26 protein-coding genes and 1 other RNA gene are annotated in these 26,151 nt (G+C 41.2%); 2 read left to right on the top strand and 25 right to left on the bottom strand.

The genetic code is table 11. The annotated features are described in order from the left end of the window. Positions 1-341 precede the first annotated feature (341 nt). The 7 genes from rplA to LRA01S_RS01000 all read right to left on the bottom strand — a co-directional run bounded on the left by rplA (position 342) and on the right by LRA01S_RS01000 (position 4,899). Complete coding sequence (gene rplA, locus LRA01S_RS01030) at positions 342-1,028, bottom strand: 50S ribosomal protein L1 (RefSeq protein WP_061773794.1); 687 nt, start codon at positions 1,026-1,028, stop codon at positions 342-344. A gap of 172 nt (positions 1,029-1,200) precedes the next feature. Continuing rightward, on the bottom strand, positions 1,201-1,626 hold the full coding sequence (gene rplK / locus LRA01S_RS01025) for a 50S ribosomal protein L11 (protein ID WP_003139488.1): 426 nt from the start codon (positions 1,624-1,626) through the stop codon (positions 1,201-1,203). Positions 1,627-1,867: 241 nt separating this feature from the next. After that, positions 1,868-2,077 (bottom strand): YozE family protein, encoded by a 210-nt coding sequence (locus LRA01S_RS01020; RefSeq protein WP_061773793.1) that lies wholly within the window; start codon positions 2,075-2,077, stop codon positions 1,868-1,870. After that, positions 2,074-2,595, bottom strand: a complete 522-nt coding sequence (msrA, locus tag LRA01S_RS01015) for a peptide-methionine (S)-S-oxide reductase MsrA (RefSeq protein ID WP_061773792.1) — start codon at positions 2,593-2,595, stop codon at positions 2,074-2,076. Before msrA ends, LRA01S_RS01020 begins: the two co-directional genes overlap by 4 nt. Continuing rightward, positions 2,592-3,455 carry a CvfB family protein gene (locus LRA01S_RS01010; RefSeq protein ID WP_096824017.1) on the bottom strand — a complete coding sequence of 288 codons (864 nt, stop codon included), beginning with the start codon at positions 3,453-3,455 and terminating at the stop codon, positions 2,592-2,594. The genes msrA and LRA01S_RS01010 overlap by 4 nt, the downstream gene beginning before the upstream one ends. 381 nt (positions 3,456-3,836) lie before the next feature. Then, positions 3,837-4,189: a transfer-messenger RNA gene (ssrA, locus tag LRA01S_RS01005) on the bottom strand. Positions 4,190-4,275: 86 nt separating this feature from the next. After that, the gene (locus LRA01S_RS01000; RefSeq protein WP_061773790.1) at positions 4,276-4,899 is read right to left on the bottom strand and encodes a YigZ family protein; all 624 of its coding nucleotides are present in this window, start codon (positions 4,897-4,899) and stop codon (positions 4,276-4,278) included. A 43-nt stretch (positions 4,900-4,942) separates the two neighbouring features. Here LRA01S_RS01000 and LRA01S_RS00995 point away from each other — a divergent pair, with 43 nt between their 5' ends. Together LRA01S_RS00995 and LRA01S_RS11025 are read left to right on the top strand one after the other, a co-directional pair. After that, a complete protein-coding gene (locus LRA01S_RS00995) occupies positions 4,943-6,217 on the top strand; it encodes an ATP-dependent helicase ComFA (RefSeq protein ID WP_061773789.1) in 1,275 nt (424 codons plus the stop codon). Between the two features lie 314 nt (positions 6,218-6,531). Then, positions 6,532-6,861: a ComF family protein gene (locus LRA01S_RS11025; RefSeq protein ID WP_163604800.1), complete on the top strand. Its 330-nt coding sequence runs from the start codon at positions 6,532-6,534 to the stop codon at positions 6,859-6,861. Positions 6,862-6,863: 2 nt separating this feature from the next. Here LRA01S_RS11025 and LRA01S_RS00985 read toward each other — a convergent pair whose 3' ends face one another. From LRA01S_RS00985 to LRA01S_RS00905, 18 genes are all read right to left on the bottom strand, one after another. Next, on the bottom strand, positions 6,864-7,265 hold the full coding sequence (locus LRA01S_RS00985) for a diacylglycerol kinase family protein (protein WP_061773787.1): 402 nt from the start codon (positions 7,263-7,265) through the stop codon (positions 6,864-6,866). Then, on the bottom strand, positions 7,249-7,740 hold the full coding sequence (ybeY, locus tag LRA01S_RS00980) for an rRNA maturation RNase YbeY (RefSeq protein ID WP_061773786.1): 492 nt from the start codon (positions 7,738-7,740) through the stop codon (positions 7,249-7,251). The genes LRA01S_RS00985 and ybeY overlap by 17 nt, the downstream gene beginning before the upstream one ends. A 57-nt stretch (positions 7,741-7,797) precedes the next feature. Next, the gene (locus LRA01S_RS00975; protein ID WP_061773785.1) at positions 7,798-8,256 is read right to left on the bottom strand and encodes an HIT family protein; all 459 of its coding nucleotides are present in this window, start codon (positions 8,254-8,256) and stop codon (positions 7,798-7,800) included. Beyond that, the gene (locus LRA01S_RS00970; RefSeq protein WP_061773784.1) at positions 8,249-9,235 is read right to left on the bottom strand and encodes a PhoH family protein; all 987 of its coding nucleotides are present in this window, start codon (positions 9,233-9,235) and stop codon (positions 8,249-8,251) included. The genes LRA01S_RS00975 and LRA01S_RS00970 overlap by 8 nt, the downstream gene beginning before the upstream one ends. After that, a complete protein-coding gene (locus LRA01S_RS11020) occupies positions 9,232-9,408 on the bottom strand; it encodes a hypothetical protein (RefSeq protein WP_003137484.1) in 177 nt (58 codons plus the stop codon). Before LRA01S_RS11020 ends, LRA01S_RS00970 begins: the two co-directional genes overlap by 4 nt. Positions 9,409-9,494: 86 nt before the next feature. Continuing rightward, positions 9,495-10,814 carry a GTPase ObgE gene (gene obgE / locus LRA01S_RS00965; protein WP_082785336.1) on the bottom strand — a complete coding sequence of 440 codons (1,320 nt, stop codon included), beginning with the start codon at positions 10,812-10,814 and terminating at the stop codon, positions 9,495-9,497. Positions 10,815-10,989: 175 nt separating this feature from the next. Then, on the bottom strand, positions 10,990-11,913 hold the full coding sequence (locus LRA01S_RS00960; protein WP_061773782.1) for an ATP-binding cassette domain-containing protein: 924 nt from the start codon (positions 11,911-11,913) through the stop codon (positions 10,990-10,992). Positions 11,914-11,915: 2 nt separating this feature from the next. Next, positions 11,916-12,974 (bottom strand): ABC transporter ATP-binding protein, encoded by a 1,059-nt coding sequence (locus LRA01S_RS00955; RefSeq protein ID WP_061773781.1) that lies wholly within the window; start codon positions 12,972-12,974, stop codon positions 11,916-11,918. Between the two features lie 16 nt (positions 12,975-12,990). Beyond that, positions 12,991-13,911 carry an oligopeptide ABC transporter permease OppC gene (oppC, locus tag LRA01S_RS00950; RefSeq protein WP_061773780.1) on the bottom strand — a complete coding sequence of 307 codons (921 nt, stop codon included), beginning with the start codon at positions 13,909-13,911 and terminating at the stop codon, positions 12,991-12,993. Position 13,912: 1 nt separating this feature from the next. Next, on the bottom strand, positions 13,913-15,439 hold the full coding sequence (locus LRA01S_RS00945) for an ABC transporter permease (protein ID WP_061773779.1): 1,527 nt from the start codon (positions 15,437-15,439) through the stop codon (positions 13,913-13,915). Between the two features lie 297 nt (positions 15,440-15,736). Next, on the bottom strand, positions 15,737-17,713 hold the full coding sequence (locus LRA01S_RS00940; RefSeq protein ID WP_061773778.1) for an ABC transporter substrate-binding protein: 1,977 nt from the start codon (positions 17,711-17,713) through the stop codon (positions 15,737-15,739). A 279-nt stretch (positions 17,714-17,992) separates the two neighbouring features. Continuing rightward, positions 17,993-19,087 carry a cell division protein FtsQ/DivIB gene (locus tag LRA01S_RS00935; protein WP_061773777.1) on the bottom strand — a complete coding sequence of 365 codons (1,095 nt, stop codon included), beginning with the start codon at positions 19,085-19,087 and terminating at the stop codon, positions 17,993-17,995. Next, positions 19,077-20,183 (bottom strand): undecaprenyldiphospho-muramoylpentapeptide beta-N-acetylglucosaminyltransferase, encoded by a 1,107-nt coding sequence (gene murG / locus LRA01S_RS00930; RefSeq protein WP_061773776.1) that lies wholly within the window; start codon positions 20,181-20,183, stop codon positions 19,077-19,079. The genes LRA01S_RS00935 and murG overlap by 11 nt, the downstream gene beginning before the upstream one ends. A gap of 2 nt (positions 20,184-20,185) precedes the next feature. Further along, positions 20,186-21,544 (bottom strand): UDP-N-acetylmuramoyl-L-alanine--D-glutamate ligase, encoded by a 1,359-nt coding sequence (gene murD, locus LRA01S_RS00925; protein WP_061773775.1) that lies wholly within the window; start codon positions 21,542-21,544, stop codon positions 20,186-20,188. A gap of 306 nt (positions 21,545-21,850) precedes the next feature. Then, positions 21,851-22,192, bottom strand: coding sequence for a P-II family nitrogen regulator (locus tag LRA01S_RS00920; RefSeq protein ID WP_061773774.1), 342 nt, complete (start codon positions 22,190-22,192; stop codon positions 21,851-21,853). 55 nt (positions 22,193-22,247) lie between these two features. Beyond that, positions 22,248-23,486, bottom strand: a complete 1,239-nt coding sequence (locus tag LRA01S_RS00915) for an ammonium transporter (RefSeq protein WP_061773773.1) — start codon at positions 23,484-23,486, stop codon at positions 22,248-22,250. A gap of 191 nt (positions 23,487-23,677) precedes the next feature. Then, positions 23,678-25,168: a HAMP domain-containing sensor histidine kinase gene (locus tag LRA01S_RS00910; protein ID WP_061773772.1), complete on the bottom strand. Its 1,491-nt coding sequence runs from the start codon at positions 25,166-25,168 to the stop codon at positions 23,678-23,680. A gap of 229 nt (positions 25,169-25,397) precedes the next feature. Further along, entirely contained in the window at positions 25,398-26,090 is a 693-nt protein-coding gene (locus LRA01S_RS00905; protein WP_061773771.1) for a response regulator transcription factor, read from the bottom strand. Between the last annotated feature and the right edge of the window lie 61 nt (positions 26,091-26,151).

Here is a 26,151-nt window from a genome sequence, read left to right as displayed (position 1 = left end):
GAAATCATAACTGAATGTCACGAGTCATCCACCAAACAAACTGAAATCCAGATATATTAGTTTTATTAAATCTTATCCAAAATTTGCTCTAATGTCAACTAAAATAAAAATTAGAAATGATACTATTTCCTTATTATTACTAATGCAGTTATAGCAAATTCCTCTGCCTCTTTTTAAAACAGTATCCACAAATTCTTTTAATAACATTCTTTGGTTTATAGTAAATTCCATGAGACAAACGAATCTTCTCTCATTTAACAAGTTTATCTAGCCACCAAGTTCAATTTTAATGCTAAGAAAAAAGCCATTCATAACTGAATAGCTTTTTTCATTTGCCTGAATTAGAAATTTGGATCTACTTTGATACCAGGACCAAATGTAGTTGTCACTGTCAAGCTTTGGATGTATGTTCCTTTAGCAGTTGCTGGTTTAGCAGCAGCGATAACAGTGTTGATTGCTTTAAAGTTTTCAACCAATTTTTCAGTTTCAAATGAAACTTTACCGATTGCAACGTGTACGATACCAGCTTTTTCAGCACGGTAAGTTACTTTACCAGCTTTAACTTCTTCAACTGCTTTAGTAACGTCCATTGTTACAGTACCAGTTTTAGGGTTAGGCATGAGGTTACGTGGTCCAAGCACGCGACCAAGACGACCTACAACAGCCATCATGTCAGGTGTTGCTACGACAACGTCGAAGTCAAACCAACCACCGTTGATTTTTTCAACGTATTCCATTTCGCCAACATAGTCAGCGCCAGCAGCTTTAGCTTCTTCAGCTTTTTCACCTTTAGCGAAAACCAGGACTTTAGCTGTTTTACCAGTACCGTTTGGCAATACCATAGCGCCACGGATTTGTTGGTCAGCTTTTTTAACGTCGATGTTCAAGTTGTAAGCAACTTCAACAGTCGCATCAAATTTAGCGAAGTTTGTTTCTTGTGCCAATGCAACAGCTTCTTCAACTGTGTATACTTTAGTTGCTTCTACTTTTTCCAAAGCAGCACGCAATTGTTTGCTTTTTTTAGCCATTATATATTTCTCCTTGTGGTTTAGCGGTTGCAAGCAACCTTCCACCGCTTCATCTTAGTCGATCGGTGGTTTTACATCATTCAGACCTCAGTCTGAAAGCAGCATTCTGATCCTCTCCATCCCTTGAAATAACTCGAAGTCATTTCTGAAGTTAAGACAGAAAAATCGAAAATTAACCTTCGACAGTGAAGCCCATTGAACGTGCTGTTCCTTCGATCATGCGCATAGCAGATTCGACAGATGAAGCGTTAAGGTCTTCCATTTTTGTTTCAGCGATTTGTTGAACTTGTGCTTTAGTAACAGTTGCCACTTTAACAGTGTTTGGTGTACCAGAACCTTTTTCAACACCTGCTGCTTTTTTAAGCAAAACAGCTGCTGGTGGTGTTTTAGTAACGAAAGTAAATGATTTATCTTCGTATACTGAGATCACAACTGGAATGATCATGCCAGCTTGGTCAGCTGTACGAGCATTAAATTCTTTTGTGAAGCCCATGATATTGATACCAGCTTGACCAAGTGCTGGTCCTACTGGTGGAGCTGGTGTTGCTTTTCCGGCTGGAATTTGCAATTTTACGATGTTTTGTACTTCTTTAGCCACGATAATTTCCTCCTAATATTGATTTCTTCCGAAATCACTTCTCGTGATGTGGTTTAATGGGCGAATGCCCTCCCACGCAGTCTACTTTTTATAAAGCAGACCTTAATATTGTACCGCTATTTTGAGTTCTTGTCAAGTTATTGGTCGCGTTTGATGAAAACAAAAAAACAGCCACTCTTTGGTAGATAGAATTTTAAATCAATACTTATAATGATTCAATTAATTGTTTTATAGCTGAAAATCAGTTCGCCAAGTATTGTTCCCAAATCTCATCAAAAGATGACAAATTAAAGGCGAAATTAGCATGGGTTTCTAGATAAGTTGAAATTTCATCGAAATCTGATGCATGTTTCGGAAAGGTCGTATCTTCATAAACTAGATTGGCAAGTTTGGTGATGTCATCAACTTCCTTATATGCCCGAAACTTCATCAAAAAGGTGTAAAAACTCATTTCTTCCCCCATTGTTTGGCTAAAAAGTCATGACGCAGTTGTGAACTTTGGGCATATCGTACTGGATTCGTTTTATAGAAGCCTTGGTGATAGCTTTCTGCTGGCCAGAAGGTCTGACTCGGCTCAATCGCCACCACAATCGGAAAATCGAAGCGTCCTGAAGCCTGTAGCTGTGCCTTGCTTTCAGTCGCGATTTGTTGCTGTTCAGCATTGTCATAAAAAATCACTGGGCGATAGTTATCGCCGCGATCTTGAAATTGACCGAAGGCATCTGTCGGATCGGTCAGCGTCCAGTAGAGTTCAACTAACTCGCCATAGCTCACGATGCTGTTATCGAAAATTATCTCAACGGCTTCAGTATGGCCTGTTTGATGCGTCAACACATCCTCATAAGTTGGATTTTGGGTGGTGCCTCCAGTGTAGCCGCTGAGCACACTCAGGATGCCTGGTAGTTCCTCAAAGGGTTGGACCATACACCAAAAGCAACCACCCGCGAAAATTGCACGTTCTTGACTCATAGTAATGTCGTTCCTGTCTCATCTTGTTTAATTTTGCCCTGTTTCATCAAGCCGCCGAGCGCTTTTTTAAACTGACCTTTAGAAATGGCAAAAGTTGCTTTGATATCTTCTGGTGCTGACTTATCATAGAAAGGCATGTGCCCACCTTGTTGCTCGAGGTAAGTCATGATTAACTGGGCATCGGCATCCAACATCTCGTAAGAGCGTGGTTTCAGGCTGAGATTTAAGGTTTTATCGATTTCACGATAACCGATCACGCGCACATCCAGCTCTTGCCCCAAACGCGGCTCAGAAAAGCGCTCATTAGGATGGATGAAGCCGAGCATGTTATTTTCTGGAAGATAGACAAAGCTACCAGAGAGTTTATTGCGGTAGACAATGGCGTGTAAATTCTGGTTTTGCATGTTATCATAAACTTTGCCAGCCATCTGAACAAAGGTTTCAGGATAGGCTAGCTCACCCCAGATCCGATCTTTATTGTCAACGTCCAGTTTGACGTACAGCTTATCGCCTTTTTTCGGCCACAACTCTTTCAACTCAGGTAAAATATCAACGGAAACGACCACATCTTTTTCAGGGATGTTGACATCCAAAAAGACACCCAGGTCTTTTCTGACATCCGTCACAGTCCCCCAACCGTATGTGTCTCGTGTGGCTGAAGGTTCTGTTAAAGTCAAGCGTTGTTTGCCGGCCTTGTCCGTGTAGGCGAAGCCTGTCACATCGTCACCAATGGTAAAATCACCCTCAGTTTTTGGCAGTCTAAAAATCAAGCCGTCTTTTTGAATGTAGTAATTTTGGTCATTTTCGTCGGTGATTTTTCCGGTAATCCTAGTTGCCATGATGGCATTTAAATCTGTCATAATATCCTCTTTAGTTTCTTTTATCATTGGTTAAATAGATGCAATTTTCTCCATTATACCATAAAATGGCGGGCTTGTTCTTGACTGCCGTCCAGAGTTGCTGGTTATCAATAACATGATTCTTGACACGAATTTTACAGATTGATATAATCAAATTAAACAAAAAGACTTGCGTCTACAAGTCCTTCCTGTAAGGCCGTTTTTGACGGTAGCAGGTATATGGGGAAAATAACCAGTCTAACTGCTAAAAGTTTTGAAGACTGGTTATTTTTTGCCATTTTTTAGCAAATCAACGATTAGCTTAATAAAATCTATATCTATTAGCTCCTAAACCAATCCCAAAGAAAAGGAACCCTTATTTACAAAGGGTTCCTTTCTTTTACATGGAGCCGAGGGGAGTCGAACCCCTGTCCAAATGCCTTGCTATATCAGCGTCTACAATCATAGGGACTGTCTAAATTTAACAAGCTAACGAGACAATCCTCGAACAAAGTTAACTTGCGAGTCTCTTAATCTCTTCTCTGACGTCAAGACACCGTCAAATCGTATCCTACTAAATTAGGCCATCAAATCGCCATAGGCGAGCGAAAGTCAGGCACGCAGGCTGTGGTTTAGGCAGCTACTGCGTAAGTTTGTGTATTTTTAGCAGTTATATTTATCTGCGGCGGTTTAGAGTGGCGCCGCACTAATCGCAGCTCATACGCGACAACACCTGTCGAATCCAGAACGACCCCGAATTCTAAGTCACTGTAACTAGCACAGTTTGACTTTTATGTGTCAAGACATCTAGCAAGTGATCTCTTGGAAACCTATTATAGCACTAAATAGCGACTTCTACAAGTTTTTTATCACCTATAGTGAGTTCTAACTTACCATGAAACTGCTCTGTTAGGTCTTCCTTTAGCTGCTCAAGCTCAGCAGTATCCGCAAAAACAGTGATAACCACCTTTTCGGTGAAAACTGAGTCGGCGATAGCCAGACCAGCACTCGTAAGATACCTCGAAACATTGTCAAAAAGTCCGTAATCCATGTCGATGTCTAGCTGGGTTTGCTCGACGATTTTGACGAGTCCAACGGCATCAATGGCGTGGTTAACGCTACCGGCATAAGCGCGAATGAGGCCACCCGCACCGAGTTTGATGCCACCAAAATAACGCGTCACAACGGCGACAAGGTTGGTCAACTCTCGTTTCTTAAAGATCTCAAGCATGGGGACACCTGCTGTGCCAGAGGGCTCACCATCGTCGGAGGAGCGCTGGATTTCCTGATGATCACCGAACGTGAAGGCTGAAACGTTATGGTTAGCTTTGTGGTGCTGCTTTTTGATCGAGTTGATAAACTCACGCGCTGCTTCTTCAGTTGTCACCCGCTTGAGGTGGCAAATAAAACGAGATTTCTTGATCTCTTCTTCAAATATTACATCATCTTTTATCGTAATGGTCATAAAAATATTGTAACATTTTCTGATAAAATCCGTATAAGAAAGTATGGATAACTTATACTGTCGCCTATTAACGCGACAAGAACTGGGGGGTGACTTCGAAAATCTCCCAAAAGACACCGAGACCTTCCCTGGGATGTCAATCACACCAAAATCGGTGACTTGCCATCGATGCGGGACAACATCTTCTCTTCAAGCAGTTAAGTTAGAGATTCCTGCTTACTTTTGTCCAGAGTGCCTTCACCTCGGACGGGTTCGGTCTGATGAATTACTCTACCACTTACCTCAGCAAGATTTCCCACCTCAAGATTCCCTCCTTTGGAGCGGCCAACTCACGCCCTATCAAGCTGAAATTTCAAAGGAACTGATGGCTGCAGTTGATCAGAAAACTCAGATTTTAGTCCATGCTGTTACAGGGGCTGGTAAAACTGAGATGATTTATGCTGCCGTGGCTAGAGTCATCTCAAGTGGTGGGGCCGTTGGGATTGCGACGCCCAGGACCGACGTTGCCCGCGAACTACATGCCAGATTATCTCGCGACTTTTCTATCCCAATCTCTCTCCTACACGCTGAATCAGAGCCTTACTTTCCGACACCACTCGTCATTTCAACCACCCACCAACTACTGCGCTTTCGCCATGCCTTTGATCTATTGATTATCGACGAAGTGGACGCCTTTCCCTACGCTGATAATGATGCCCTTTACTTTGCGGCTGAGCAGTCCCGAAAACCTACCGCAACGTTGATTTATCTAACCGCGACATCTACTGACAAACTCGATAAACTGGTCAAAACTAGCCAGTTAAAACAGGTATCTTTGTCCCGTCGCTTTCATGGCAACCCACTCGTTGTCCCAAAAGTCATCTTCAGTGGCAGCGAAAAACGCATCTACCGTCACATCAAAAAACAGCGGGAGACAGGTTTTCCACTCCTCATTTTCGCGCCCGTCATTGCCTTTGGTCAATCGTTCACAGAGCGCTTGCGACGTCTGTTTCCTGACGAAAAAATTGGCTTTGTAGCCTCTACTAGTGAGGAGCGTGCTGAGGAGATTGACCGTTTTCGACAAGGGCAACTCACGATTTTAGTTTCGACGACCATTTTAGAGCGAGGGGTGACTTTTCCTAAGGTTGATGTTTTTGTGGTCAATAGTCACCACCGTCTCTTTACCAAATCAAGTTTGATTCAGATTGCGGGAAGGGCTGGCCGAAGCCCTGATCGGCCGACTGGTCTGGTATACTTTTTTCATACTGGCCTAACCAGAGACATGACCCGAGCTATTTCAGAAATTCGCCAGATGAATCGACTGGGAGGTTTTACATGACAGACTGCTTATTATGCCACAATACGTTGACACCCTGCTTCCAATTCTCTGATATTTTCTTATCCCGAAAGCCAAGAGAGACCGTTTGTCCCGATTGTTGGGTAAAATTTGAAGTGATTTCAGATAGACACTGCCAAGTATGTTACAAACCTGATAGTGATGACATTTGTCGTGACTGTAAGGGCATCACTGACCCCATCTTACATCAGGCCATTTTTCACTATAATGATTTTGCAAAAAACTTTTTTCAGAACTATAAATTTCAAGGTGATTTCAGACTTAGAAGCGCCTTTGATCATGTCCTTACGAGCAGTTTGAAGGGCCAAACTCTCGTGCCTGTGCCAGTTTCACCTGAACGACTACAAAGTAGAGGCTTTAATCAAGTCACGGGATTTTTAAGTAGCGCTAAACTTCCTTATCTTGAACTCCTGACCAAAGAAGAAACGCGGCACCAATCTCACAAAAATCGTGCAGAGCGCTTAGCTTCTGAAAATCCTTTTCATCTCAAGAAAAATGTTACCATCCCTGAGCACGTGGTTCTCGTAGATGATATTTTCACGACAGGGACGACCCTTAAAAATGGTGCAAGCATATTAAAAAACGCAGGCTGCGCCCACGTTTCTACTTTTTCATTATTTCGCTAACCTTAAAAGATTAGCGCCCAAATTTTTGGTAAAAAGATCAACAAGCCAACGATCACAGCATAAAGAGAGATGAATAAAACCGCTCCCGCTGCCATATCTTTGGCATTTTTTGCTAGCATGGAAAAGTGATATTCACTAGCTAAATCGACAACATTTTCAATCGCTGAATTAATGATCTCACCGAAAATCACAAGAAATATCGCCAAAAGCAAGAAAAGCCATTCAATCCTTGAAATGCTGAAGATGAACCCAAAAATGGTGGCTAAACTGGCACTTACTGCATGTTTACGCAAATTACGTTCTTCACGAAAAGCAGTGATAATCCCAGTCAAGGCAAACTCAAGTGAGGCATAAACCGTTCGGTTTTTCCATTTTTTTCCTGTGTTTTTATCTTGTAAGGCCATAAGCAGTCAAAATCTCTTCCTGTAGGGCAAACATTACTTTTTCATCCTCGGGAACCATATGGTCGTAGCCGTTGATATGGAGAAAGCCATGTACCGCCAAAAATCCCAGCTCACGCTCATAACGATGACCGTAATTATCAGCCTGTTCTTGCGCTTTTTCGATAGAGATATAAAGCTCCCCGATAAAACTATCAAAGTCTTCTAACTCAGCCTGAAGTTCTTCCGGCATTTCAAAGTCTTCACCAAAAGCGATATCTTCTGGTTCGTATTCTAAGCTGACCACATCCGTCGGTACATCTTTACCGCGATATTCTCGGTTAATCTCCTGGATCTCATCATTCAAGACATAGGTGATGGCCATTTCTTTATTTTCAGGCAGATGGATGAAATCTGCTGCAAAATTTAGCAACTTAATCGTATCCTGCTGCAATGCTTCAGACACTTGGCCTGTTTTATCTTGCATCTCAATATACATGCTAAACGTCTCTCCCTTCTGTGTTTTTACGCCGTCCAAGCGGGTGCACTCGCAAACTTATGGTTGCTTGTGGGCTTTCAAATAAGTTGTTAACCTTGAACGTAGATCGCCATGTTTGCGCTCGTCGTAAGCGTAGGTCTCATCAGACCAATGATACGCTTCGTAAAGCCAAACGGGCTTTTTCAAGCGATCAGGGGCTTCTGAGAGGTAGCGCGGAAAAATATGGGCATGAAGATAGTTATCTGTATTCCCTAGAATATCGTAATTAATCCGCAAACTATCTGTTTCAGATAGCAAAGCATCCCCAATCAATGACATATCCGTCAGAAATTGACTGCGTTCTGCTAAGGTCAAATCATTTAAACTGAATACTTCCCGCTTGGGTAAAAGCACACAATAGCCCTCTAAAAATTGCGTATCTCCAATGCAAGCAAAACCAGATGGTAACTCTACCATCACCATCGGATTTTTGCCTTGCTGGGCTGCTTCAATTCGGATTTCCCGCCAATCACTCATTCGCATCTCTTCTCGTTTGAACTTGTTCCTGATCATCGGTTTCATAAGCACGAATAATTTCTGCTACAACAGGGTGTCTCACCACATCTTTTGCTGAGAAATAGACAAAGGCCACCTGCTTAATTTTAGCGAGTTTATCCTTGGCATCAATCAAACCCGACTTGGCATGTCTCGGTAAGTCAATCTGGCTAATATCACCATTAATAACCATTTTAGAGTTGAAGCCAAGTCGTGTTAGAAACATTTTCATCTGCATGGTGGTGGTATTTTGTGCCTCGTCTAAAATGACAAAAGCATCATCCAAGGTACGACCTCGCATATAGGCAAGAGGTGCGATTTCAATCGTCCCTCGCTCTAACATACGCTCCACTGTTACTTTGCCAAGAACATTGTACAAGGCATCGTAGATTGGGCGCAAGTATGGATCGACTTTCTCCTGTAAATCACCCGGTAAGAATCCTAGATTTTCACCGGCTTCAACGGCAGGTCGTGTGACGATAATGCGCTTGACCTGACCGCGACGAAGGGCAGTGGTCGCTAATACGACGGCAAGATAGGTTTTCCCCGTTCCGGCTGGGCCAATGCCAAAGGTAATATCATGATGCAAAATATCTTCAACATAGATTTTTTGACCTAGAGTTTTAACTCGAATCGGTTTCCCATTACTATCTTTGGTAATTTCCTCTTCGTAGAGGGCGATGAATTTGTTGATTTCACCGTTTCGTGCCATGGTTAGTGCTGTGACAACATCGGGTGTATTCACCGTCTGACCACGCCCAACCAAGACAAGTAAGGCTTGTAAGACTAAGCGAGTTAGTTCATTTTTTTCGTCAGATTCCGACACCACCTGAACCACTTCACTGCGGAAATGGATGGTGACACCGATTGCCTCTTCCAGATATTTTAAGTGTTTTTCCTGAGCGCCAAAAAGATTGGCCCCATCATCAGGGTGATTAAGTTTGATTTCAAGAGAGTTCAAATGGCTTTGTCTTCTTTCTTATCTTCTTTTTCTGCTGCTTCACGCGCCAACCGCAACTTGCGATTGGGATTGTATTTATCAAATAGCTCAGCTATTTTTTCTGGTGGCCAAGCATCCGCAGAGGCGATAAAATTGCCTTCTGCATCTCGATTTCCGATAATTTTAAATCCCACTTACTACCTCCAAATCATCCCTATCAGTGTTTTAATCGCCTTCAAGCACAAAACCAGATTTGGTTTTCATACTTAAATGTATCTGATTAATCCACAAATTCAAATTCGAATTTACCAATTCTGACAATATCGCCATCTTTGGCACCACGACCACGGAGATCTTCATCAATGCCCATACCACGTAATTGACGGGCAAATTTGAAGACAGACTCATCATGGTCAAAGTTCGTCATGGTAAAGAGTTTCTCAAGTTTCTCACCAGATAAAATCCATGACGCATCATCATCACGCGTAATTTCATACTCACGCGTACCTTCATCAAAGCCATAGTAAGCTTCTTTGTTGTCATCAGCAAAGTCTGCATCTTCATATAATGGAAATTCAGGTGTTTCACTTAATAATTCAGCTGTTGCTTCAAGTAAGTTCTGTAACCCTTGACGTGAAATCCCAGAAACTGGAAAGACTTGTGGTTTATCTTCAAACTCTTCATAATTTGCAAAAAGTTTTGCTTTAAATTCAGCCAGATTTTCTTCTGCGTCAGGCATGTCCATTTTATTGACAACAATAATTTGTGGGCGCTCCATAAGACGCAGGTTATAACCTTCCAACTCATCATTGATAGCCACGTAATCATCGTAAGGCTCGCGCCCTTCCATGCCACTCATGTCAATGACGTGCAGTAAGACACGTGTTCGTTCGATATGACGCAAGAACTGTGTCCCTAGACCAATCCCTTGGCTGGCACCTTCGATCAACCCAGGCATATCAGCAACGACAAAACTCTCGCCATCACCAACACGTACCATCCCAATATTAGGAACTAGGGTTGTAAAGTGGTAGGCACCGATTTTTGGACGGGCGTTTGAAATCACACTTAATAGCGTTGATTTACCTACTGATGGGAAGCCTACAAGACCGACATCAGCCAAAACACGAAGTTCTAATAACAAGGTACGTTCTTCACCCGGCTCACCATTTTCAGCGATTTCAGGTGCAGGATTTCTAGCTGTCGCGAAGCGAATATTCCCACGACCGCCGCGACCACCATGAGCCACGGTAAAGGTTTGACCCGGTGCTAGTAAATCGACCAAAATCTTATCTGTTTCAAAATCTTTGACTGTTGTGCCTTGTGGGACTTTGACAATCAAATCTTCTGACCCGCGACCGTGCATGCCTTTATTCATACCTTTTTCGCCTGGTTTAGCCTTGAAATGGCGGTTATAGCGGAAATCCATGAGCGTGCGTAGTCCTTCATCGACGACAAAGATCACATCGCCACCACGACCACCATCGCCACCGGCAGGGCCACCATCTGGTACGTATTTTTCTCGACGGAAAGAAACGGCGCCATCGCCACCTTTGCCGGCCTTCACTTCAATTCGTGCTGTATCTAAAAACATTGACATGTTGTCACCTTGATTTTCTGTATTTTACTCTATAGTTACTTTCTATTATAACAAAAAACGCGAGCTTTCGCTCACGTCTTCTATCATTAGTTACGAATATATTATCTTACAGTCACAAACTGTGGTATAGACTGCCTGATTAAACAAAAAACAAGCCTAGGCTCGTTTTTTTATTTTAATGTTGTGCTTTATAATTTTCAGCTTCCTCAGTATTAGCCCAAACAAAATGGCCTGGTTTAATTTCTTGGAAACTTGGTTTGTCAGTCTCATAGTTATGAATTGAATCATCATAGACGATGAGCTGTTTCTGACGTTCAAGTGCTGGATCAGGAATTGGCACAGCTGACAAGAGTGATTTTGTATATGGATGGATCGGATTGTTAAACAATTCCTCTGTCTCAGCCATTTCCACGATATCACCATGATAGATCACGGCAATGCGGTCACTGATGAAATGCACGACTGACAAGTCATGCGCTACAAAGAGATAAGTCAAGCCTTTTTCTTCTTGCAAGCGTTGCAAGAGGTTAAGGACTTGCGCACGAATCGACACATCAAGGGCTGAGATTGGTTCATCTGCGATGACCAAACGCGGTTCCATGACGAGTGCACGTGCAATCCCGATACGTTGACGTTGACCACCTGAAAACTCATGTGGGTAACGTGACAAATGCTCAGGTAACAAGCCAACTTCTTTTAGCATGGCTTCTACTTTTGCTTTTCTATCTGCTTCATCCTTGTACATATGGTAGTTGTACAAGCCTTCTGAAATAACGTAGTCCACTGTTGCCCGCTCGTTAAGTGATGCTGCAGGATCTTGGAAAATCATTTGGATATCTTTGGTCAGTTCTTCTTTTTCTGTGTTAGATAATTTGGTATTAATTTTCTTACCGTCAAAGATGATGTCACCATTTTCGATATTATTTAAGCCCATGACCGCTCGGCCAATGGTTGTTTTACCAGAGCCAGACTCTCCTACAAGCGCAAAAGTCTCACCTTTGTAAATATCAAAATTAGCGTTTTTAACCGCAACGTTTTTATTCTTACCTTCACCAAAGGAAATCGAGAGGTCTTTGATTTCTAATAATTTTTCAGCCATGCTTAAGCCCCCTCTTCTTTTGCATATATTTTAACCATTTTGGCATGCAAATCTTGGATGCCTTCTGGTTTTTTTAATTCTGGTGCACGTTCATCTAGCAACCATGTTTTAGCCCAATGTGTGTCACTTACTGGGAATTTCGGTGGGTTTTCGACAAAGTCAATCGCCATCGGTTTTGGATTACGCGGCGCAAAGGCATCCCCTTTAATCTCAGAATAAAGAGAAGGTGGTGTGCCTGCAATCGAGTAGAGTTTTTCGGTCGTTGCAAGCTGTGGCAAGCTAGACAGCAAAGCCCAGGTGTAAGGGTGACGGCTGTCATAGAAGATATCTTCTACCGTGCCGTACTCAATGATTTCACCAGAATACATCACCGCAACTTTATCCGCGATGGATGCCACCACACCTAAATCATGGGTGATGAAAATCATAGCAAAACCGTACTCTTCTTTTAATTCCTTCAAGAGTGCGATGATTTGCGCTTGGATGGTCACATCAAGGGCTGTTGTTGGCTCATCACAAATCAAGACTTTTGGTCGTGATGATAAAGCAATTGCGATAACGATACGTTGACGCATACCGCCAGAATATTGGAATGGATATTCATCGTAGCGTTTGTCAGCTTCTGGAATCCCAACACGATTCATCAAGTCAATGGCGATGGCCTTAGCTTCTTCAGCTGTTTTACCTTGATGTTTGATGACAGTTTCTGAGATTTGACTACCGATAGTTTTAATCGGATTCAGTGATGTCATTGGGTCTTGAAAGACGGTCGAAATTTGACCACCGCGAATTTTTTCCCATTCGGCATTTGTCTTCAAATCCGTTAAGGTCATATCGCCATATGTTACTGTTCCTGTGGCAACAGAACCATTTGTCTCTAACATTCCTGTGAAAACTTTCGTGAAAACTGATTTACCAGAGCCTGATTCACCTACGAGTGCTAAAGTTTCGCCCTCATGCAAATCAACAGAAATATTGCGAATCGCACGCAAAGTACGATTGCGGACTTGAAACTCAACACTAATATCCTTTGCAGAAAGGATAACTTTTTTATTTGACATAATAAACGCTTCCTTTCTACTGGTGCGTACGTGGATCACTTGCGTCAGCAAGTGTTTGGCCCACGATATAAAGTGAGACAGTTACCATACCAAGGATCAATACTGGAATCCAGAAAAGATAAGCATGGTTGGTAATGTTGTCTGTATAGTCTGCGATAATCCGACCAAGTGACGGTGTATCAGATGGCAAACCAACGCCTAAGAAGCCTAGGAAGACTTCTAAAGAGATAAAGACTGGCATTTGGTTACTGATAATTGTCACGATAACTGAGATCAAATAAGGCAAAATATTTTTATTAATCATCGTCACTGGTTTTGTTCCCAATGTGCGAGATGCGATATTGTACTCACGATCACGATACATGATAACTTGGACACGAATGCTGTAGGCAATGCTGACCCAAGAAGTCACACACATCGCAAACAATAAATTCCAGAAACCTGATCCAAACGCATAAGATAATACGAGAAGGACCAAGACTTGTGGCACGTTGTTGACAACGTTATAAACCTCAATCATGAACTTGTCGATTGATTTTGACAAGCCCCAAACAGCTCCTACGATGACACCGATAACAGTTGAGATGAGTGTCGCAAGCATGGCGATTGAAATCGACGTCTTAGCACCTGCCCAAACAGCATCAAAGAGGGATTGACCTGTGGCATCTGTCCCGAACCAATTTTTAAAGTTAGGATAGTTATAACGCAAGCTGAAATCATCGATTTTACCTGAATTAATGACTGTATATCCTGAAAAAATAGGTTGGAAGAAACTAATCAAGAGTAAAGCAATCAATAAAACGAGCATGGCAATTGCGAGTTTTGAAGAAAGGAATTTGCGTCCCACACTCTTCCAATAAGAGTAAAGTGGTGCACTGATGACTTCAGATTCGTCGCCTTTGGCAGGGACGAATGAAAATAATTCTTTATCCGACATCTTACTTTTCTCCTTTCGCTAATTTATTTTTTGATTTTGCTTTAGATTTTGTTGCAAATTGGATTCGTGGATCGATGATTTGCATGATGATATCCCCCAACAAGACGGCAAAGACTGCTAATGTCGTCAAGATGAAGGTAATCCCCACAACCATTGGACTGTTATTGGCGCTAATTGAGTCTGGTAACATTTTACCAAGACCTGGGATGAGGAAAATCGTTTCGGTCATCGTCGCATTGGCGATGGAAGCGACAATCGCTGCTGGAATACCATTGACAACTGGAATGGCTGCATTTTTAAAGATATGTTTACGTGAAATTTCTTTTTCAGACAAACCTTTGGCACGCGCAAACTTAATATAGTCAGCTGACTGTTGGTCTACCATGTAACGACGTGTCCACATGGTCAATGGTGGTGTGGATATCAAGGCGATAATCAGTGTCGGCATGACGTAAGTCATAGGATTTCCGGCACCAAGTGTCGTAAAGGCCCCAGGCAAGCCAACTAATGAGCCAAGGAATCTATCAGTATAGATGATTGCCAAACTTGGTAAAGCAATCAAGGCTGTGATGAAAATCAGACCAAAGCGATCAATCTTACCACCAGCATGGCGGCTAAGATAGACAGCAAGGAAGGTTGAAATGATGTAGGCTAAAATTGTCCCTAGAATTGAAATTCTAGCTGAATTACCAATCATCGATGGATCTTTATAAACATTCTTCACATTTGTGTAATCATCTTTAAAAATCCGTTTCATCCGATCACTTTGATTTTTAGGACTTTGATAGGTTGCCGTATGAATGTTCATAGACGTATTCATCGTCTTACCATCTTCAAGTGTGATTTCACGTGTTACCGTTTCACCTTGACCACTTGTTAAAACATCCACAACTGAGCGACCACTGAAGGTTGGGTAAGATTGTCCTAAATTAATGGTGATAAATTTTTGATGAATGAACGGGAAGGTCCCATCAAAATATAGCAAGTATCTATGCTCAGTCCCTGAACCAATGATGGCTGGACCGCCACCTTTTTCCCAAGTGAATTTGATAAATCGTTTGAGATCAGGATTTGACTTATCTTGGATTTTCCAAGGATGGTCAATCTGAATCAGGTTGGCATAAAACTTCCCGACACGTTGCCAAATTGGGATTTCACGCGTGGCATAAATCTTTTTAGAAATTGGCAATTGCTCAATTTTCCAATTACCCTTGGCAGATTTCGCCCATTTTTCAGCCGCTTTCAAATTGGCTTTGCTGTCTGTCCCGTCATAATTAGGATCAATTTTTTCTACTTTATTCACCAAACCTTTTTGGTTCAAGTAGTCAATATAACCTTGACGTTCAAAAACTGCATTTTCATACTCACGACGTGCGTCTGCTTTACCGGCAACACGCGCATATTGTTCATCTGATACAAAAATCTGACGACGTGGAATTAAACTAAAGACGAGTGCGTAAACAATCGTTGTCACAATAACGATGGACAACAGAGCTCGCAACACTCTAAAAAAGATATATTTTTTCATCTATTTCAAACCGTTCTATATTAAGAATTAAGATACTTACGTAAAGTTGATTGATATGAGGGACTGCTAACAACAAATTTAGAGAGAGAAAACAGATAGTCTCTCTAAACGCAAAACTGAGACCAGAAATATCTAGTCTCACCTTTGCTTCATCCTATACTCACTCTATTCAATCAAGCATAAAATCAAACCACTTTCGATCCCTCTCGTAAAGAAGGTGCCACCTCATTTACACAACAAGGTGTTCAAAAGTTCCTATTTACCATTTACGTATGGTAGGCGCTATGCATGGTTGCTTTATTTGTCAGCTGCTTTTGATTTTTCTTCTACTTTAGCTTGCCACTCTTTTAACGCTTTTTCATATTCTTTAGCTGATACTGTCTTATCGCCTACTTTCAAATATTTATAAGAGTAAGCAGTTGACCCAACACTATTAGAATCAATTCTTGTAAATGGTACTTCATTTTGCATCTGTGGTACAGCACCCATTGCATAAATCGGTGTGATGATACCATTGTCAATCAACCACGCTTCAGCTTTGGCAAACGCTTCATAACGTGCATCATTATTGTCTGTGATAGCATTAGCTGCATCTAACAATTGTTGGTATTCTGCAATGTTCACTGCCGCTTTAGTAGCAAGTCCTTTATCTTCACCTTCAAGTGTTACTTCTGGTTCAAGACCAATCTTAATTGTAATATCACCTTGTTTTGGAGATAAGATATTGAGGTAAGTCGCTGGGTCTGCATAGTCTGGTCCCCATCCTGAGATATTCCAGTCGTAATCAGCTTCAGCAGCTGTCTTGAATGAGAAAGTCGCTTGTGTCCAAGGATCCATGGCAAGTTTGATCGAGTTCAATTTCACTTCACCATCAAAAGCTTTTTCTAGAGAGTTTTCCAGAGATGCTGCACCAGCAATGTTGATGGTACTTGTATCTAGGACTGGTGAGTCCAAAACGATTGGATTTTCTTTTGAAATTTCAACGCCTTGCGCTTTCAAGGCTTCTTTAGCTTTAGCAAATGCTGCTTTGGCTAAATCAACATTGTAAGTTGAGTTCTTACCTTGCTCAACTGATGCTTTAGACCAGTTTTCGCTGTCGATAGACTGGAGATTTGCTTGGACAGCAGTTCCATAGTCTTTACCAGCAATCTTAACGAAATCGTAAGGCACGAGTGTATTACGCGTCAATTTCTCTCCGCCTTCTTCACCAACACGTTGTGCATTGTATTTGGCTTTATCAATCGCAAAACCAATGGCTTGACGGAAATCTTTATTCAGAATCGCTTGTTTAGTTGCTGTTTTCTTAGCATCTGTATCATGGGCTGTGTTGCTATAGTTTTGACGGTTGAGGTTAAAGTAACCAAAAGAGCTAGTGGCTTCTTGTGCCGTCCAAACAACGTTAGCTTTATCTACATTTTTGAAGTAAGGCATGTTAGGGTAAAGTTGTGCTTTATTGTATTTACCATCTGTGTAGCCCTTGTAGAGGTCTTCTGGTTTTTTACCATCGAAGAATGATAATTTAACATTCTTGATGTGTACGTTTTTCTTGTCCCAGTAAGTATTATTAGCTTTATATTCAATCGCTGATTTATTATCAAACTTAGTTGCGATGAAAGCACCATTGTACAAGATACCATCTGTTGCGACTTTACCAAAATCTTTGCCTTTTTCTTTCAAAAATTCAGCATTGATTGGGTACAAGATACCATAAGTCGCTTTAGAGTTCCAGAAAGATTCTGGCGCTTTTAAAGTATAAGTCAATGTGCCAGCTTTATCGTCAGCTTTGATCCCAACTTTTGAAAAGTCCTTATTTTTACCGCTTGCGTAATCAGCAAGACCAGTAATTGAATCGGTAACCAAGTAAAGTGTTTCAGAGTTAGTATCTGCTGCGTGTTTCAAACCAGTAACCCAGTCAGATGGTTTCACTGTCGCATATTCGTTACCGTCGGCATCGACCCATGGCACATCTTTACGAATGTGGTAAGTATATGTTTTACCATCTTCTGAGACATCCCAAGATTTTGCCAATGCTGGCACGATTTGACGATATTGGTCATAAGACACGAGACCATCAACAAAGTTGGCTGTATTTTCAGCTGTGTAGCGTTGACCTGAGAAGGTATAATCTAAGGTTTCTGGATCATTTGTATAGTAATACGAATAGTCTTTACCTTCTGACTCACTAGAATCAGATTTGTTACCGCAGGCCGCGAAAACGCCTAGAGCTGCAACAGACATCAAGCCGACGCTCATCAATTTTGTCTTTTTTGTCATATTTTTTTCTCCCATGAAATATTGAGTTAATAAAAAGTAACCACTCCGTTAGTTTACTTAATTTTATCTTAAATGTCAAGAAATTCAGACATTTCTTTTTTAAATTAGAACCCTTGCCTTAATGACAAGATCACTTAAGCTTTTGGATAACACAATGTTATCATTCGAAAAGCCCGTTGTTATCAGATATTTGGACGAAGAAACTAATTCTTTACAAAAATTAACCATCGAACTACAGACAACGCGAACCTTGCCTCTCATTTATCGTACTACATCGCCTTACTCTGAACCAGCAGCTTGTGTGCTATCATTATTGCCAGTTTCAGCACTAGAAGTTGTTTCACTTCCATTTGTAGCAGATTGGTCACCCGATTTATTTGCAGCTGCAGCTTCTTTAGCCTTCTGTTCTTTTTCTTTTTCGTCATCCAAATCTTGCTGATAGGCGGCTTTAGACTTAGCATATACGCCCGCTTCCATATCCACGACACTCGGTTCAGTTAAATGCGAGGCAACGCTCGTATAATAGGGTAGTTTTTCAGCCATTTGGCTCAGAGGCACTCGAACTTGATGGCCGTCTTTCATCTCAAGCGCGATGAAGTCTGGCGTCACCTTGGTCGGTACCTTAGTCACCGTTGTGATTTGGGCTTTAAGCTCTGGCTTGAGCGTTTCGTAAGCTGTTACAAAGGTTTTGACCTCTTTGGCATTAAAGCCATCTAAAATAGGCAATCCTGCTAATTTTTGAGCATCCACTTGCTCTTGTGTCAAAATAACACCATTTGATAAGACCAACTGATAATTATTACCCGTCTTCAGATAAACACCTTCTCCATATTCAACAATTTTGACCCTAAAATCATTAGGAAACACCCAAGACATTTTAGCTGATTTGACACGTGGAAATTTTTGCTCGATTTTAGCTGATATCTCAGACGATCTTTTGATAACTTGCCACACATGATCATTGGTTTTGATACCCGTTGCTTCGGCAACTTGCTCTGTTGTTTCATGCACATTGCCATTGGCAGTAAAACTTGCAATTTTACTGAGCGGTGAGATGACATAAATACTACCTAGAAAGATCAGTGTGGCCACCAAGATAAAGGGCCAGATCTTACCTAGCACTTCAGAAAGTTCGCCTTTTTCTTTTGGCGCTGTCCAAAATTTAAAACGCTTTAAAAATGGTGTTTTTTCTTCATCTATGGGCTGATTAGGTATCGCTTCATATTTTTCAATGACTGATTCAACCTTGACAGGCTGCTTCTTGCGTTTTTCTTCTCGAGCAAATTTTGCGGCTTCTTCCTGCTTTTTCTTTTGAAACTCAGCATGCTGTTTTTGCCAAGGCGTTAGTTCAGGTTGTTTATCTTTATCTGCCATTTAATACATCCTTGAGCACTTGATATAAGCGATCACTTGCATCTGGTACCCCCTCGCGCAAGGCATTTTCAGCCATTTTACGATAAGTCACATCATCCAACAAAAGGCTATCAATGGCACCAACAATACTTATTCCGGTCAATTCAGCATTTTTGATCATGATCGCAGCACCGGCATTTTCAAGTGCCTCTGCATTCTTCGTCTGATGATCTGCAGTCACATAAGGACTCGGCACCAAGATAGACGGTAAGCCAAGCGCCGTAATTTCCGCTAGAGATGTCGCTCCTGCCCTTGATAAAATCAGGTTGGCGTCATTTAAAACTTCGACCATATTGTTGATATAGGGTACGATTTTGATATTTTCTTTTTGATTATAAGTTTCGAATATTTCTGAAAATTCTGGGTCGTTGTAGTAAATTTCACCGGAGGCATAAAGAATCTGATAATCTTTCTTTGATAGCTCAGGCAACGCTTCAACGACTGCGGTATTGATTTTGAGTGCACCACGACTACCACCAAAAATGACGATTGTCTTCTTATCTGTTTTTAAGCCGTATTGGCTCAACACATGACGTGTATCTGTTAAATCAGCCACTTCCTGAGCTCTTGGGTTACCCGTAAAGACCGTTTTCTTAGACGGGAAAAATGAGCCAGCTTCTTGAAAAGCAAGCGCAACACGCGTTGCATAGCGACTCAAAAACTTATTGGTCACACCTGGAATCGAGTTCTGTTCATGAACAATCGTTGGGATTTTTAGCTTGGCTGCAGCATAAATCACAGGACCTGCCACATAACCACCTGTGCCGATGACGATATCTGGTTGAAAAGCCTTGATAATTTTTTTCGCATCTGATACCGATTTGAGAAATTTATAAACTGTTTTAAAGTTTTCAGGTGACAAAGACCGTTTAAAGCCTTGGATATCTATCGTTTGAAAGTCGATACCATTTTCTGGGACAATTTTAGATTCTAGCCCCTTTTGCGTGCCAATATAAAGCACTGACACATCTGGTTCTACCGTCTTAAGGTAGTTAATAAAACTAAGTGCTGGATAGATATGGCCACCCGTACCACCACCACTAACAATGATTTTCATGATTATTTTTCTTCCAATCCAGTAAAGGCGTCAATAAATAAATCGCCACGTTGTTCAAAAGTCTTGTACTGATCCCAACTCGCATTAGCCGGGCTCAAAAGGACTGTATCGCCAGCCTCAGCCTTGCTGTAAGCTAAGACAGTAGCCGTCGCGACATTCTTGCTATCATAAACAGGAATCGCTAGTGACTCTGCGAGCGCACGCAATTTAGGTGCTGTTTCACCGAAGACAATCATCCCCTTCAAATCAGCAACATCCGCTGACAACTCCTCAAAACCATTGCCGCGATCTAAACCGCCAGCTAAAAGCCAGAGCGTATGATTATCAAAACCTGACAAGGCTTTCTGCGTTGCCAAAATATTGGTCGCCTTGCTGTCATTGTAAAACTTGATTTGAGCTTTCTGTCCTAAATATTGCAAGCGATGCTTGACGCCTGAAAATGTCGTCAAAACGCGCGTAATCGCAGCATTTGACACACCGGATAACTTAGCCACACAGATCGCCGCCAAGGCATTCTCAACATTATGCTCGCCAGGTAAGGATAAACCGGCCACAGCCATGATTTTGTCACCCTTGAAGTAAATCTGTCCATCTGAAACATAAGCTCCCGTTTCAACGATTTCAGTCGTTGAGAAAGGCACGACTTGCGCTGATGTCAGAGTGGCTTTATCTCTAAGTTTAGCCTGATTAAAATTCAGCACCAAAAAATCATCGGCAGTCATATTCTCTTGAATCCGCCATTTAGCCGCTTCATAATTATCTTGTGAGCCATGGTAATCCAGATGTGCTGAAAATAGGTTGGTAATAACCGCAATCTTAGGCTGAAACGCTTCAATCCCCATCAATTGAAAGCTTGATAGCTCCATGATCAAGGTCTCATCTGCAGTCGATTTCGAGGCTACATCAGAGGCAGGAAAGCCAATATTTCCAGAAAGTTTGGCAACCTTTCCATCCGCATTTAAGATATCTGCAATCAGTGTCGTCGTAGTTGTCTTACCATTTGTCCCAGTAATCCCAACAATTGGAGACTCAGAAATCAAATAAGCTAGCTCAACTTCCGTAATAATCGGAATCTTTAAAGCCATTGCCCGCTCAACCATTGGATTATTGTAGGGAATCCCTGGATTTTTAACCATGACCGCAAAATCTTCTTCAAGCAAGTCAAGCGGGTGCCCGCCAGTTACGACTTTAATGCCTTCCGCTAGCAAATCTTGGGCAGCTGGATTTTCATCAAAAGGCTTGCCGTCATTTACCGTAACAATTGCCCCTAACTGATTCAGTACCCTCGCTGCTGACTCCCCAGACTTAGCCAAACCCAGAACCAGTACTTTTTTATTTTCAAAATTTGTGATTTTTTTCATGATTATTTCCCTTACATTAAGTTTCTGGTTAACTTCACCAGAAACCTGTCTTCATATCCTTTAATTCTACCGTTTTTATCTCAATTTTTCAATACTCAGTCATGCGTCTGTACTCGACCAATTCATACACACAAAAAAACGCTTGGACTCCGACTCCTTCTAATTATATCTAGAAAAGTCTAGTCTTAAGCGCTTTGATGTGTGTGGTTGTGTGTGGTTACTGCGATATTAAATTTCGTTTAAAATTTGATGACTGGTGTCATCTGCGATATTAGTAGCATAGATGTCATAACTGGCCAAGTGACCTTATATCGCATCACCATCCTCTTCACCAGTGCGAATACGGATGACATTTTCAACTGGTAGCACAAAGATTTTACCGTCACCAACTTCACCCGTCTGAGTCGTTTCACGAATAACTTCAACTAATTTAGAGACACGTTCTTCAACGGTTACAATCTCAATTTTAATTTTAGCTAATAAGGTCGTGTGCAATTTTTGTCCTCTGACGTATTCAACAAAACCTTTTTGATTGCCATAACCCAAAACCTGTGTGACAGTCATCCCTTTCGCCAAATCATGTTTAACCAAGGCATCTTTTAGATCCTCTAGTTTTTCAGTGCGAATAATCGCTTCTACTTTTTTCATTCCCGAATTCTCCTATTTTTTTGCAAATTAACTGAAGATATTTTAATTCTAGAGTTTAGCTATCTAATCCCATAAATGTCGGATAGGCTGTTTCATCATGTTCACTGTCATCTAGACCGATAGCCTCTTCGCGATCGCTAACACGGATAGACATAAAGAGTGAGATAACTTTAATGATAACAAAAGTCGCAATGGCACTAAAAATAATCGTAAATAAGATAGCTTCTAGTTGCGCAAGTAGAAGCTTACCTGAGCCATATATAACGCCTGCATACCCTTTTTCTAAAGCAAGAGACGGTACTGTGAAAATCCCCGTTACGATACCACCAAAGATACCGCCGACACCATGAGCACCAAAAGCATCCAGAGCATCATCATAACCAAGTTTATGCTTGATAACCGAAATGAAGTAGTAAGAGATAGGTGACACAAGCGCCCCAATCAAAATAGACGACCAGAGAGAGACAAAACCTGCACCTGGTGTAATAGCAACGAGACCAACAACCAAACCGGTCGATGCGCCAACCAAGGTCGGTTTACCAATCGTGATTTTTTCAATCAATACCCATGATAACATGGCTGCTGCTGCTGCCGTATTCGTCGTCATAAAAGCATGTACAGCAAGACCATTGGCTGCAAGCGCGGAACCAGCATTGAAACCAAACCAACCAAACCAGAGCAGACCAGCACCTAACAAGACAAAAGGAATATTGTGCGGGCGATATTCTAAACGAGTATAATCCCTACGACGACCCAAAACAAGCGCCAAAACTAAAGCACTAACACCAGATGAAATATGGACGACATTACCACCTGCAAAATCAATCGAATGAATCTGAGCCAAGAAACCACCGCCCCAAACCATGTGTGCCAATGGATAATAAACGATGATTAGCCAGAAAGCCATGAAAATAACGAGTGGCGTAAAACGCATCCGTCCGACCACTGAACCTGTCAGAATCGCTACCGTGATGATTGAGAACATCATCTGGAAACCACCAAAAAGTGCATCTGGAATTTCAAGACCATGTAAACTGTTGTTAGAAGTGCTCACACCATTAAAGAAAGCATGACCGAGATTTCCAATCCAAGCACCATCTCCAGAAAACGATAAACTATAGCCAATCGCCACCCAAAGAATAGAAGCTAAACCTAGTGGTATAACCGCCATCAACATGGTGTTAATAACGTTTTTACGTCGTTCTAAACCACCATAAAAAAATGCGAGCGCTGGGGTCATAAGAAAAACCAGAGCAGCACAGATAATGATAAATGCAATACTTCCTGAATTCATAGATATCTCCTAAAATCATATCAAAAGATGAGCTACCGCTCAACAGGTTTTTGATGTTAGGTTTCCTAACATCTTAGCTATGTTATATATTCTAACACAGAAATATCAACTTGTAAATAAGAAATATTCAAAAAATTCAAACAAAATTTAAACGTAACAAAAAAACGTTGCTAACACAACGTTTCAAATCATTATTTTAATTCAGCTTTAGGTATAACTAGTGTAAAAACAGAGCCTTTGCCTAACTCTGACTTAACAGAAACAGACCCGTGATACATATGCGCGATATTAGCGATAATGGACAGACCTAGACCTGTACCACCAATCTCACGATTTCTAGCTTTGTCCGCGCGAAAGAAGCGTTCAAACACGTGAGCCTGGTCTTCTTCACAAATCCCCATGCCACGGTCAGCAACTGATGTGATAATGTGCTTGTCATCTTCTGACAAAATCACTTTGACAAAGCTTTCTCCCTCACCAGAATACTTAATAGCATTGTCGATCAAAATCGTTAAGGCTTGAATATAATGATTTTGATAGATTTGAGCTTTGGCCTGAGGATCATCTAACTTAACTTCAAAATCAAAATGACAACTCTGATGAATCATTTCCATATTATGAATCAAGTCGGTTACACTATCTACTACTACCGTTTCTTCCGTTTTAAACTCATCTGACTGTTTCAAACGTGTAATATCTAACATATCTTGGATCATACTCGACATTTTTTGAATTTCTTGCCTAGAAGCTTCTAGAGACTCTTTTAATTGTTCTGGATCATCCTTACCCCAACGTAGTAAGAGGTTAACATGACCATCTAGTACAGCAAGTGGTGTCCGCAACTCATGACTGACATCCGATACAAATCGCTCCTGTCCTTCAATATAGTCATGTGTTTTATACATCATTTTATTGAAAACATCGGCCAGTTCTTCAATTTCATCTCCTGAATGAATGTCGACTTTCTCAAATTCACTAGAAGGCGAGTGTGTCACTTTTTTCATAGCAGCGTGCAATTTGGATAATGGTTTCAAAAAGTGATTTGAGACAAAGTAACCAATGAAGTTAGCCAAGAACATAGCAACAATCTCTAGCGCAATCAGTATAAACAAAAGCTTGTTACGAATGTTATAGTAAAACCCTAGATTGTTAAATGACTGCAAATAACCAATGACTTGACCTGTTTTTTTAGACTTAATTTGCCGTGTTGTAATATAGCCCGACTGGTCATCAATCGTCACAATCACAGGTGCTGTCGATTTTTTATTGGCCAATGGTAAGCTTGCAGATTGTGTGGTAAAAATCATTTGACCGCTGACATCATAAACCTGAAAAGACCGCCAACCAACACCAGGAATACCGACGGATTCAGCAGACTTAATCACATGACCATCTTCATCATATAGGTTATCAAGAACAGTAGGCTCTTGATAATCTAAATATTTATAGATATTGTCTGGCGTTAGCTTATCACTACTCATCTCAAGTTTTTTAGCAACACTATCTACCACACTAATCAGACCATTTTTCTCACCATCTAAAAAATAGAGGACAGAGGTCTGATAGGAAATTGTTACAAATGTTGTAAAAACCAAGAAACAAAAAAGCATATTGGCGAAAGACCACTTGAGCATAATGCTCCGCTTTTTCGGTTGCTTTCTATCAGATGGCATCGTTCCCATCACCTTCTCCTAAATCTTTTTCATATTTTGCTGTATGGCTGAAATATTATTTGTTTGCATCACATCTCCCCCAGCTCCCTAATGCTCGAGACAGTTCAAACTAAACTCCGACACAGCAAAAACATTGCTTGAAATTAATCAATTGATCCTTATACTTATTTAGATCGGCTATGTACACCAATAAGCTGACTTTCGTCAGCTTATTGGTCATGAAACTATAAAATATTGCTTAATTATTCTCGCGTAACATGTAACCCAAGCCACGAACAGTTTGGATATATGAGTCTTTACCTTTTTGATCGAGTTTATTACGGAGGTAACGAATGTAGACATCAACAACATTTGTTTCAGTCCCTTCTTCATAGCCCCAAACATTTTGAACAAGTTGTTCACGTGTCACAACATCGTTAACATTTTTCATCAAAGTTGTCAACAAATCGTATTCGCGTTTTGTCAAATCAATAATTTCTTCGCCACGTTGGACTTGACGGTTTTTCTTGTTAATGATCAAGTCACGGAAAGTTGTGCCATCAGTTTTCTTACGTTTTTGGACTTCACGATCTTGACGACGGAAGTTAGCACGGAGACGCGCTAGCAACTCTTCAATCGCAAATGGTTTTGTGATATAGTCATCTGCACCGATATCAAGACCAGCGACTTTGTCCATTGTACTATCACGAGCTGTCATGATTGTAATTGGTGTTTGTTTTTCATTGCGCAAGCGACGCGCTACTTCGAAACCGTCCAATTCAGGCAACATCAAATCCAAAAGGATCATGTCCCATTCTTGTGTCATAGCTGCTTCGAGACCGCTACGGCCATCAGGACGTGTTTCAACGCTATATCCTTCGTGTTCGAGCTCAAGTGATACAAAACGCGCGAGTTGTTTTTCATCTTCGATGATTAGAATTTTTTTTCCCATTTTATATTTTCTCTTTTCTATTTAAATTTAGACTTAAGTTAGTTTGGTACGTAACTTTATG

Source organism: Pseudolactococcus raffinolactis NBRC 100932, from assembly GCF_001591765.1.
Classification (GTDB): domain Bacteria; phylum Bacillota; class Bacilli; order Lactobacillales; family Streptococcaceae; genus Pseudolactococcus; species Pseudolactococcus raffinolactis.
The sequence above is the reverse complement of the archived record's forward strand: the minus strand, read 5'-3'. Positions and strand labels throughout refer to the sequence as shown.